9 protein-coding genes are annotated in these 11,844 nt (G+C 62.6%); 2 read left to right on the forward strand and 7 right to left on the reverse strand.

What is annotated here, in order from left to right:
* Positions 1-82: 82 nt before the first annotated feature.
* Together OXT71_22500 and OXT71_22505 are read left to right on the forward strand one after the other, a co-directional pair.
* Complete coding sequence (locus OXT71_22500; GenBank protein ID MDE2929168.1) at positions 83-970, forward strand: phytanoyl-CoA dioxygenase family protein; 888 nt, start codon at positions 83-85, stop codon at positions 968-970.
* Between the two features lie 100 nt (positions 971-1,070).
* A complete protein-coding gene (locus tag OXT71_22505) occupies positions 1,071-2,624 on the forward strand; it encodes a hypothetical protein (GenBank protein MDE2929169.1) in 1,554 nt (517 codons plus the stop codon).
* Between the two features lie 18 nt (positions 2,625-2,642).
* Here the strand turns inward: OXT71_22505 and OXT71_22510 are convergent, their stop codons facing one another.
* The 7 genes from OXT71_22510 to OXT71_22540 all read right to left on the reverse strand — a co-directional run bounded on the left by OXT71_22510 (position 2,643) and on the right by OXT71_22540 (position 11,834).
* Positions 2,643-3,353 carry a membrane dipeptidase gene (locus OXT71_22510; GenBank protein MDE2929170.1) on the reverse strand — a complete coding sequence of 237 codons (711 nt, stop codon included), beginning with the start codon at positions 3,351-3,353 and terminating at the stop codon, positions 2,643-2,645.
* Positions 3,354-3,365: 12 nt separating this feature from the next.
* Entirely contained in the window at positions 3,366-3,989 is a 624-nt protein-coding gene (locus OXT71_22515) for a hypothetical protein (GenBank protein MDE2929171.1), read from the reverse strand.
* Positions 3,990-4,109: 120 nt separating this feature from the next.
* Positions 4,110-5,456, reverse strand: coding sequence for a membrane dipeptidase (locus OXT71_22520; GenBank protein ID MDE2929172.1), 1,347 nt, complete (start codon positions 5,454-5,456; stop codon positions 4,110-4,112).
* Positions 5,457-5,627: 171 nt separating this feature from the next.
* Complete coding sequence (locus OXT71_22525; protein ID MDE2929173.1) at positions 5,628-6,866, reverse strand: PQQ-binding-like beta-propeller repeat protein; 1,239 nt, start codon at positions 6,864-6,866, stop codon at positions 5,628-5,630.
* Between the two features lie 123 nt (positions 6,867-6,989).
* Complete coding sequence (locus OXT71_22530; protein ID MDE2929174.1) at positions 6,990-8,021, reverse strand: hypothetical protein; 1,032 nt, start codon at positions 8,019-8,021, stop codon at positions 6,990-6,992.
* A 9-nt stretch (positions 8,022-8,030) separates the two neighbouring features.
* Positions 8,031-10,022 (reverse strand): CRTAC1 family protein, encoded by a 1,992-nt coding sequence (locus OXT71_22535; GenBank protein ID MDE2929175.1) that lies wholly within the window; start codon positions 10,020-10,022, stop codon positions 8,031-8,033.
* A 90-nt stretch (positions 10,023-10,112) separates the two neighbouring features.
* Positions 10,113-11,834 (reverse strand): CRTAC1 family protein, encoded by a 1,722-nt coding sequence (locus OXT71_22540; protein ID MDE2929176.1) that lies wholly within the window; start codon positions 11,832-11,834, stop codon positions 10,113-10,115.
* Positions 11,835-11,844: the final 10 nt, after the last annotated feature.

Raw genomic sequence — 11,844 nt, forward strand, 5'->3', positions numbered from 1 at the left:
TCATCGACAAAGTGGAGCGCCTTGCTACACGTATTTGCGGGACATCACACTAGGATACCCGCAATTGAAAGGAGAGACTCGCGTGACAGAGAGTTCTTACCGTGTGGCTCCACCCGGCTTCACCCCGGATCAATGGGATGAATTCCAGGAAAACGGGATCCTGGTCTTCGAAAACGCCATTCCGCAAAAGGATGTGGAACGCTATATCGAGGCCATCGACCGGGTTGCCGCCACCGATCCGAACTATGCTCCCGGAAAGGATTTTCGGCAGCCTCACTGCGTCGCCGCCGATCCGGTTCTGCGCGAGCTCATCGATCACCCGCGCCACGTGGGGTACGGCTACGATCTCTACGGCGAGCTCCTGAAGCTCCACCGCTCGGATATCTTCATCCGGCCCCCGGACTTCAAGGACGAGTCCATGTGGCACCCGGACTCGCCTCGGCCCACGCCCTATGGCGTTTTCTCCACGGAACTTCCTCTGCGCCTCTGCATCGGCCTCTGGCTCACGGATCTGCCTCATGCCGGAATGGGCAACTTCATCTACATGCCGGGCAGTCATCGAAACCAGGAATTCGAGCAGTACTACACCCACGAGAGCGTCCCGGGGGAAGTCCCCCTGGTGGTTCCCGCCGGAAGCATGACGGTGATGCACTGCGGGACCTGGCACCGGGTCGACGTCAACCATTCGGAGACGATCCGAAAGAACATGTTCGTGAGTTACTGCCCCTCCTGGCTCTGGGAGGGAGACCGGCGGCAATGCGATCCCCGGTGGATCGAGACGCTGAACCGGGAGCAGCGGATCATCATGCGCAGCTTTCCCACGGCCCATGATCGAACCAATCCTCAGGCGGAGGACGTGCCCCTCTTTCTGGCTCGGGAGACGGGAACCGACTCGGACGCCGATGCCAACTTCCGGATCCCGCTTCGGATCCGGAAACGCAAGACGATGCCGGAAAAACTGGCGAGCTGATCATGTGCCGGAGCGGAGCGGCGGTTTCCTAACCGCCGATTCCGAGGAGTATATGTGACAAGGATGTCCCCTCCTGGTTCACGAAAGGAATATGGGAATCATGATCAAGAGACTACTACTGACGGCGGTCCTGACCGCGCTCTTCTCAGGCTTGGGTTGGACCAGGCATTCGGACGGGGCGGTTGATGTCGGAACCACCAAGCAACTGTTCGTCGATGACTCCGTCATCGGCTCCTTGGAAAGAGCTTACCGCCTGCTGAATCAACCGGTGAAGTACGAGGGAAACCCGGTTCTCGCACTTGAGCCGGAGCAGAAGGTCGGAGGCCAGGATCTGGTGGTCGTCATGGGGAACGTCATCTACGACGCCGAAGAGCAGCTCTTAAAGATATGGTACGACGCGGCCGTCTACGACTGGAGCAAGGTCTTCCTCGCCTACGCCACCTCGAAGGACGGCATCCACTGGGAGCTGCCCAACCTGGGGCTGATGGAACACCAGGGATCCAAGGACAACAACCTGGTCTTCACCGCCGGAAAGGGCGAGGTTGCGGGAGGCGTCTTCAAGGATGCGATCGAAACCAACCCGGAACGCCGCTACAAGATGATCTACCACCTGCACGATTCTCCGGGATTGGGAACCTCGGGCAACGGCATCGGAATCGCCTTCTCCGCGGACGGGATTCACTGGAAGCGGGCCACCGACAAACCGGTGATTCCCATGGCCGACAGTCCCAATTCGGTGATGTGGGATCCTCGATTGGGCACCTACGTCGCCCACACCCGGGTCAATCCCGTCTACCTTCCACCGGACTGGAAGGTCCGCCGGGACCTCCGCGAGGACCTGTGGCCCGGTGTGGAGGGAAGCTTCCTGCGGCGCGAGGTTCGCCAGAGCGAGAGCGACGACTTCCTCAAATGGGAGCCCCGGGGCGTGATCATGAGCGCCGACCGGGAAGATCCGCCTTGGAACCAGCAGTTCTACAACATGGAGTGGATGCCGTACGGTGACGTGTACTTCGGCTTCATCGCGGTCTACCACACGCTGCCCGGACTGGAGACCGCAACCTCACAACAGATCCAATCCGGACCCGATTGGCTCGACACGGTCGACATCCAGTTGGCGTTCAGCCGCGACGGGCGGACCTGGGAACGCGCCGGAGACCGCAACGTCTTCCTGCCTCTGGGAACCCGGCCCGATGCCTTCGACCGCAGCATGCTCTTCGTGATGCAGCACCCGCTCGTGGTGGAAGATGAGATCTGGATCTACTACATCGGGTTCAGCGGCCTCCACTGGGCGACCCGCCGGGAAGAGGTCCAAGGGGGCAAGGTGGGCCTGGCAAAACTCCGCCTGGACGGTTTCGTGTCGATCGACGCCGGAAGCGGAAGTCTGACCACCAAGCCGATCCGGATGTCCGGAGAACGGCTCGTCGTCAATGCCGATGCCAGCCAGGGGTCGGTGGCGGTCGAGATCCTGGAGCCCGGGGGAACACCGATCGAAGGATTCGCCCGGAAAGACGCGGTGCCGGTCAAGAGCGACAGCCTGCGGCATACCATGAAATGGAACCAGGGATCCGACGTCAGCGGCTTGAAGGGGCGCTCCATCGTGCTGAAGTTCCACATGGAACGGAGCAGGCTCTTTTCGTTTCGTTTCGCCGATTGAGCCGGACCTGGGCTGCGACTATCTGGCCACCCAGTTGTAGCCCTCGCCTCGGGCGATGAAGGGACCCCAGGGGCGCTTGTCCAGCACCTGTTTGGCGAGGCGCAGGAAGTTCCCGCCGACGATCTTTCGGATTTCGGCATCGCTGAGTCCGCGGCAAACCAGACCCCCCGTGAGGAAGGGCCAGTTGCTCCACGACATGGGCCAGGGTGGGTCGCTCGGCGTCAAGGTCAGGTTCGACGGGATGCCCACGTGGTCAATGCCGGCCACCTTAACGGCGTGTTCCAGATGGGGGAACCAGGCATTGAAGGAAAAATTGGCGTCCGGATCGGAAGAGTAGTCTGCGGCCATGATGCCCGCAACACACCCCCGCCGAGCCAAGGTGCGAAGATAGTCGTCGTCTTCGTTCTTGTAGTAGTCGTCGACCGCCCGGCAGGCCGTGCGGGCATTCAAGAGCGGTTCGCTGGAGGCCTCGACGGCATCGAGCCCCGAGCGGTGGCCACAGTGGGCCAGGTTGATGATCATTCCCAACTGGTTCATCCGGCGAACCACCCGCTTGCCGAGCCGGCTGAGGCCCTTATCTCTTTCGCCTTCGAATTCGTCCGAGGAGGCCAGGCTGTTCTGTTCGTGAGATGTCAACTGGGAGACGCGGACCCCCAGGGCAAAGAAGAGATCCAGGGTCTGAAGCGGATCGGGAGTCATGGCAAACCAGTTGGCGCCATGGAGGTGCAGGAGGACGGCGACTTATTCGTCCCGCCGGGCTGCATCCAGGTCCTCCACCCCCGAAACTCGCCGGGCGTGGGCCTTGATCTTGTCGTAAACGAACTTGGCCCGTGCCGTGTGCTGGAGGCCGGCGCGGAAGCTGGGTTCGTAGAAGTGCCCCACATCTTCCACCGCCAGGTCCATACCGGCCAGGCGATACCGGTTCCGGTAGTCCTCTCGCCATTGGGGATCGAAGGCCGATTCGAAGGCCTTCATGTCCCGCCACCGGTTGAGCACCCGTTGCTGGATCTCGTCCCGGTCCAGCCCCGACCGCTCCAGCTTGTTTCGGTAGCTCTCCAGCTCGCGTTTCAGACGGTCGCCCTTCCAGATGAAGAGAGGATCCGCCACATAGAGACAACCGCTGAGGTCAGCGACGTAGCTGCCGTAATGTAGCTCGAAACCCCGTTCCAGTTGACTCCGGGTGGGCTTCAACTCTTCCAGAACCGCATGCCGGCAGGCGTCCACCACCTTCCGAATCTCCGGCCGGAGCGTGACGGGACGGAAGTCCTCCGGAACCGGGTTTCTTCTCCGGGTCCAGACATGGGTCGGGTGTGCTGCTCCCGCCAGGGAGGCCCCTACGAATCCACGTCTTGAAAGCGGCTTCATTTTTTCTGTTCACCTTCCGCGATGGTGTGGGGGCGGCGGTTTCCTAACCGCCGATTCTTCGAAACTCCCGAAACACGGCGTACGGGCGATTGGAAATCGCCCCTCCATACAAGACCACAGCTATCTGGCCACCCAGTTGTATCCTTCGCCTCGGGCGATGAAGGGACCCCAGGGGCGCTTGTCCAGCACCTGTTTGGCGAGGCGCAGGAAGTTCCCGCCGATGAGCTTCCGGATTTCGGCATCGCTGAATCCGCGGCAAACCAGTCCCACCGTGTAGTAGGGCCAGTTGCTCCACGACATGGGCCGGGGTGGGTAGTCCGGCATGAAGGTCAGATCCGAGGGGATGGCCACGTGGTCGATACCCGCCACCTTGACGGCGTGCTCCAGGTGGGGCAACCAGGCGTTGAAGGAAAAACCGGAGTCCGGATCGGGCGACAGGTATCCCGCGTACATCCCCGCGACGCCCCCCTTCCGGGCCAGCGTACGAAGATAATCGTCGTCTTCGTTCTTGTAGTGGTCGTAGATGGCCCGGCAGCCCGTGTGGGCGTTGATGACCGGTTCGCTGGAGGCCTCGATGGCATCAAGCCCCGAGCGGTGCCCGCAGTGGGCCAGGTTGACCATGATTCCCAACTCGTTCATCCGGCGAACCACCCGCTTGCCAAGTGAACTGAGCCCTCGGTCTCTCTCACCATCGAAATCGTCGGATGAGGCCAGGCTGTTCTGCTCGTGATAGGTCAACTGGGAGGCCCGGACTCCCAGGGCGAAGAAGAGGTCCAGGGTCTGAATTGGATCGGGAGTCATGGCGAACCAGTTGGCGCCATGAAGGTGCAGGAGGATGGCGACCTTTTCGTCCTGCCGGGCTGCATCCAGGTCGTCCACTCCCGATACGCGCACGGCGTCGGCCTTGATCTTGTCGTAGACGAACCCGGCCCGTGCCGTGTGCTGGAGGCCGGCGCGGAAGCTGGGTTCACTGAAGTGCCCCACGTCCTCCACCGCCAGGTCGATGCCCGCCAGGCGATACAGGCTCCGGTAGTCCTCTCGCCATTGGGGGTCGAAGGCGGATTCAAAGGCCTTCATGTCGCGCCACCGGTTGACTACCCTCTGTTGGACATCCTCCGGGTCCAGACCGTCCCTCTCCAGCTTGTTTCGGTAGCTTGCCAGTTCACCATTCAGACGGTCGCCCTTCCAGATAAAGAGAGGATCCGCCACATAGAGACAGCCGCAGACGTCGGCGACGTAGCTGCTGTAATGCAGTTCGAAACCCCGTTCCAGTTGGCTCCGGGTGGGCTTCAACTCCTCCAGAGCCAAATGCCGGCAATCGTCGACCACCTTCCGGATCTCCGGCCGAAGCGTGACCGGACGGTAGTCCTCCGGAACCGGGTTGCTCCTCTGGGTCCAGACAGTCGTCGGGAGTGCTGTTCCTGCCAGGGAGGCCCCTACGAATCCACGCCTTGTGAGCTTGTTCATTTTTCCTGCGCTCCTTTTGGGATGGGGTGATCTCCGTTTGGTTTGACTTCTTCGGAGTTTCAACCAAGTTACTAGGAATCTCCTCCACCGGCCAATGACCGATCGTATAGCGACGCCGAAGACGGGGGGACTAACAGTCCCCCCTCCAGTGGGCGGCAGGAAAACCGCCTCCTATCGGTTGGAGGGTTTCTCGATCCGATACAGGTGAGTGTCGCTGCGAATCAGGAGCGATCGGCCGGCGATGGCCATGGAGGCCAGGGTTCGTCCGTCCAATTGGTTTTCGGCCAACTTGTCGAAACGCTGCCCGGGCCGAATGACCGTCGTCTTCCCGTCTTCGTCCAGAAGGAAGATCTTGCCGTCGGCAAAGGCGGGAGAGGCGGAGTAGTTGCCTCCCAGCCGTTCCCGCCAGTGCAGAGTCCCTTCCCTGGCATCCAGGCAGGTGAGGACTCCTCCGTCGCTGACGAAATAGATTTCATCCCCGACGATCAGAGGAGAGGGCGTGATGGGAACCCCGCGCTGCCACTTCCAGACCACGTGCGATTTGGTGACGTCTCCACGGCCGTCGGGCCGAACGGCATACAACTCGGGCCTGCCCAGCGCGGGATTGACCAGGTAGACCAGACCGTGGACGAAGAGGGGCCGGGGAACCTGGGAGAAACCGATGTACCGGATCCACCAGAGCATCTTTCCGGTCGTCATTTCGTAGGAGGCGGCCACGTTGCCACCGGTGCTGATGACCTGACGCATACCGGCGGCGTCGATGACCAGAGGCGTCGAATAGGCCATGTCGCCGTCCTCGCGCAAGGTCTTCCACCGCACCGTGCCGTCGTTCTTGTCCAACGCCGCGACGAACTGGGTATCGGTGCCGTCGCAACTGATCAGCAGCAGGTCATCCGCGATGGCCGGTGTCGACGCGGGTCCGTACTGCTCCACGTAGCGCAGGTTCCGGGTCTTCCAGAGAATCTTGCCCCGGGCGTCGAGGGCCGCCGTGCCGAAGTCGCCGAAGTGGACGTAGACCCGGTCCGCTTCCAGGATCGGCGTCGGAGACGCCGACGAGTTCTTGGTGTGCAGCGAGGGGGAACCTTCCAGCGCGATGACCTCGACGTCGTGCAGGAGACGGCCCGAATCGAAGTCCAGCCCCAGGGCGCGAAGCGAGTGGCGCGCCTGCGGTGAGTCCTCCTGGGAAATCCCGGTGGTCAGCCAGATCTTGCCGTCGCGCATGACGGGCGAGGACCAACCCTGCCCGGGAATGGGGACTTTCCAGGCGACGTTCCCGGCTTCGCTCCAGGTCAGGGGCAGCCCGACGGCGTCCGAGTGTCCCTGGGCGGTCGGTCCGCGAAACTCGGGCCAGTCCTGTGCCGCGAGCGGCGGCGCCACCAGGAGAGACGCCAGGAGGAATGTCAACGCCATGAATTGAATCGCAAAAACGGAGGTGATCATGCCTGTCCAGGACTGGGGGACCTCAGTTGGCCCACGCTCTCCTCCTCCTTCGGATGGAACCGAAACGAGTCCCGAATGGAGGAGAACCTTCCGTCAGGGAGACGCGAGAAACGCCAGATCGTCCATCTTCCAGACGTTGAGCTGGTGCGTGGCGACTCCCATGATGGAGATGAGGGCGCCGTCCTCCACCGACTTGGGTGAGGAACTGAAGTAACCGGTGATGTCCAGGACGTCCATCACCTGGTCGTCCAGGGTCCAGTAGACGGTGTTGGCGTCGTCGGTCAGGTAGACCCCCCAGCGCCGGGGCCGCTCCAGCAAGTCGGCGATCTCTGCCGGGTCCCGATAAACCCGGGTGGCGAGCGCCATGCAGGGAACGGTCACGTAGGGACCACCCGTTGCGATGGCCGCCTCATGGGCGACCCTGAGCTCCTGGGGGGTCATGGTCTTGGCTTCTTCGGTCCCGAACTTGTCCCTCGGATACTTCTCGAAGTCATCGGGCCTGAGACCGCGCACCAGGTAGACGAAGAGCCCGTCGTCCCGCAACAGGTCGAAATGGAGCTGCACCCCCCGATCCTCCTCCTCCTGGCCACCCACGAAACCGTGCCAACTGCCCAGCGTGATGCTCCACGCCTGGACCAGTTGTCCCTTCTCGTCCATTTCCTCGGGGTAGTCCTCGTGGCTGAACACGCCGACGGTCACCTCCGCGCCGTTGGTGCCGGCCAATCCGGGATTGAAGTACTTCCCGGTGGTGCCGAAACCGCCCAGGACGGCTTCGCCGGGACCGGGCGGGGGCGCGCGCTCAACCTCGAGCAGCCAATGTCCGTCCCGGATTCGCGCCCGGGCCGTCGGCATGCGGGTCCACCGCTTCAGGTCGAATTGGTCCGGAGGACCATAAGCCTGGTTGAAATCGTCGCTGAACTGCACCGTCAACTTGGCCTTGGTGGCTTCGTGCTCCGCCTGCGTCACCAGGCTGGGAGCCGTGGTCTCCTCGGCTGCCGGCTCCTCAGCTGCCGGCTCCCCTGGGGGCGAACCACCACAGCCCGGACCGGCAATGGCCAAAGCCGCCGCTCCCAGAACACCCACCCACCATCGAGACACTCTCTTGCTCACGGTTTCCTTGCTCATGGTTTCACCTCATTCGGAACCGGCGCTTGTCGCGTCCGGTTCCCTGATTTCCAATTGTTGGTTGGTCGGGATGGGACCCGAAACAACTTGGCGTTCCCCGGAGGGCCAGATCACCTCGATCCGGTCCACGGTATTCGAATTCCCCAGTCCGAAGTACAGGGGCAGCCGGCTCTGTGAGAGGTAACCCGATTTGCCATCGTGGACCCGAGTATAACTTCGGGTGCCGGTCTGCAGCGTCACCCGTGCGCCCAGACCGTCCCGGTTGCTTCGCTCACCCTGCAGCTTGACCTTCAGATAGCTGATCGGCTTTTTCTCGGCCAGATCGCTGACCAGCACCATCGGTTCGGAGTTGAACTCGTTGGTGACGATGTCCTGATCGCCGTCGCCATCCAAGTCGAATATCACCGATGAGCGGGACCCCAAGGCGGCCCAGACCACGAATCGCCCGCTCCGTTGCCGGCAACTTGAATGCGTTTTGTCCTCGCCGTCACAGTCGAGTTCGAACCAGGGCCGGGCCGTACGGTTTCCGCGCCTGGGCTCTACTCCCAGGATGAATTCGCTGTCCCGAAAGGTCTTTCCCCCGTCATTGAGCAGGACCGAATTGACCCCGTATCGGAATGGATAGTTCATGCTCGACGCGATGAAGGCGTCGATGTAGCCGTCGGCATTCAGATCTCCGGCGCTGAGGCCCCAGGGCCAGTAGTTCTCCGCGCCGACCTGATCGGAGATTTCCCGGAATCGCCCTTGACCCTGGTTGAGATAGAACGCATTCCCGTAGATGCTCTGCTCCCGCGGAATGCCCAGGCGCGACGGAGTCCATTGCATGTTCGACTTGAGCTTCTCGAAGAGGGGAGGGATGCCTTCGCTCATGTCCGAATGCATATCGGTGAGAAAGATGTCCATGCGCCCGTCGTTGTCGAAATCGAAGACCTGGATCCCCATCGATCCCCAAGGGGTTTTGGGAAACAACTCGCGGCTCTTCTTGACGAACTTCCGGCCCTCCACGTTTTCGTAGTACTCATCGTTGCCCTGCATGTTCAGGACGTAGAGGTCAGGCCAACCGTCGCGGTTGACGTCGATGGGATTGGCGTCGCCGCTCCAACCTTCATCGACAAGTCCCATTTTCCCGGACACCTCCTCGAACCGGCAATCGCCCAGGTTCCTGTAGAGCAGGCTCTTCTCCGTACGCTCCGGCCTCAGGTGGCCCCCGAAGGCATCGTCCACCCCGACGTAGTAACCTCCCCTGCCGACCTGCTCGGTCGTGTAAACGCCCACATTGGTCACGAGCAGGTCCAGGAGGCCGTCTCGATCGTAGTCGAAGAACACGCTTCCGGATGAGTGCCCCGTATAGGCGAGGCCCGATTCCCCGGTCACGTCCCGGAACCGGCCCTTGCCCCTGTTTTCGAACAGGACGTTCCCCTGGCGCACGGTGGTGACAAAGAGGTCGGCATCGCCGTCGTTGTCCACGTCGGCGAAGGAGGCCGCCACACTGATCCTGTCGGGCACGCCGACTCCAGCCACTTCGGTCAGGTCGCGGAACCGGCCGCGGCCCAGGTTCTTCCAGAGCTGATTGGCTCCGACCTGGTTGAGAAAATAGATGTCCTCAAGCCCGTCTCCGTCCACGTCCGCGGCGGAAATTCCGTTCCCGTGGTCGTAGTGCACCGGTTTCCAGTGCTTCCCGGAATCATCCACGATCCGGTGAAGGAACTCGATTCCACTCTCTTCGACGCGGTCCGAGAACCGAAAATCGTGAAATACACCGAGGGTGTCCTTGCCTTCAATCTGCAGTTCCCCTCGGATTTCCATCCATTCGGGCGCCAGCACCGTGTCCGGAATCGGCAACACTTGCACCGCCGCCCGGGAGCCGTCCTCCTGCCCGGCGGCTTCCCGGTTCCCCCCGAAAAGGGCCAGAGCCAGGATCCCCGTAGTCAACCAGACCCGCCGCGGGACCAAGAAGAACGGCCCTGGAATCGCCTTTCCGTCCAGATTCGCTGTCGCCATGATTCGTCGCTTCCGACTACCGGATCATGCGTCCCAGTATACTGCCAACACTCTTTCTCGTTAGACGGCACAGGCCTGTGACTCGGCCCATCACTCGGAACCGCAAGGCTGTCCTGAACTACGGCGTACCGTGATATAGCGGTTGGACTCTCCGCCAGGCCAGACCTCGCATCGGCCGTCCGGCCACTCGACGGCCACACCCTTCACTTCCACAGCCGTGCCGAGACCGAAAAGGATCCGTCCGTCATGGGCGCTGAGATAGCTGCCGTCGGTTCGGCAGCGGCGCAGGAGGGGCCGGACTCCCTCCCGCAGCACGGCAACTCCCGCCTGTTCGATCCCGGCGTAGGGGGCATTCTCGCCTTCCAGGCGCACGCCGAGCCAGCGCCGGCTCGATGACGCCTGGTTGAGCAGGAGACGCGCCGGTCCGTTGTTGTTGGAGACCACGACATCCACGTCGCCATCGTCGTCCAGGTCCCCGAAGGCCGCTCCACGGCTCACTTCGACCAGATCCAGTCCCGGTCCCCCGGCCGAGGCGAACACTTCCCGGTACGCGCCCCCGCCGTGGTTCCGAAAGAGCTGGTTCTTCTGGGCGTAGGGATAGACCGAATCGGAGGGCTGGTTCTCATCCACGGTCACCGCCCCGTTGGCCACGAACAGGTCCAGCCAGCCGTCGTGATCGTAGTCGAACCAGAGGGTGCCGAAACCAGTGTAGGGGACACTTGCCTGGGCCAGCGCGAACCGGGAAGTGGCGTCGGTGAACCCCGTGGCCAGATCGCTCAGGTAGAGGGTATTCGTCTCTCGCTGGTTGTGGGTGACGAAGAGGTCCTCGTCGCCGTCGCCGTCAAAATCGGCGGCCGTCACCCCCATCCCCGCCTCCGCCACGCCGTCGGCGTTGTAGGCCACGCCGGACATCAGCCCGAAATCCTCAAAGCCCTCCTCGCCGCCGTTGATCCACAGTTGATTGGGTGTCCCGTCATTGGCGACGTAGATATCCAACCTGCGGTCCCGGTTGGCGTCCACCGCAATGACGCCCAACCCGGCCCCGAAGGCGGCGCCCAGCCCGGCCTCCTCGCTGACGTCTTCGAACCTGCCACCCCCCAGGTTCCGAAACAGCCGGTCCGGCACCGGCTCGTAGACGCTGGGCGAACAGTAGTCCCGGCGGGGCTCGCCGCAGACTTTGTTTCCCCGGACGGTAAAGGAGACGTAGTTGGCGACGTAGAGGTCCAGACGGCCGTCCCCGTCGTAGTCCAGAAAAGAGGCGCTGGTGCTGAACCTGGGATCGTCCACGCCGGCGTCTTGCGTCACATCCCGAAAAGTCCCGTCGCCTCGGTTCCGATACAACACGTTGGGTCCGAAATTGGTCAGGTAAAGGTCCAGATCGCCGTCGCCGTCGTAGTCCCCGACGGCCAGACCCATCCCGTACCCCTCGTGGCCCACGCCGGAGCCGGCGGTGGCATCGACGAACCCGAGCCGGCCCGTTTCCTTCAACTGATTGCGGAAGAGGCGGTTGCGCGGCGGGGCGGGTCCTGGGAACGGAAACATGGATTGGGAGAGGGCCTTGGCCGGGTCCAGCATTGCTCCCTGGATCAGGTAGACGTCCAGGTCGCCGTCGCCGTCGTAGTCCAGCAGTCCGACCCCGGAGCCCATGATCTCGGGCAGATGGAACTCTCCGGTAGCTCCGATGAAATGATGGAAGTCCAGACCCAATTCTCGGGCTGCTTCCCGGAATGCGGGGTCCCCTTCTGCCTCCAGTCGTCCGCCGGCCAAGACTACGGCCAAAGTCAGCACGCATGCCCGCGGCAAACGGCCCATGGAGTCTCTC

The sequence above is a fragment of the Acidobacteriota bacterium genome, assembly GCA_028874215.1.
Classification (GTDB): Bacteria; Acidobacteriota; UBA6911; order RPQK01; family JAJDTT01; genus JAJDTT01.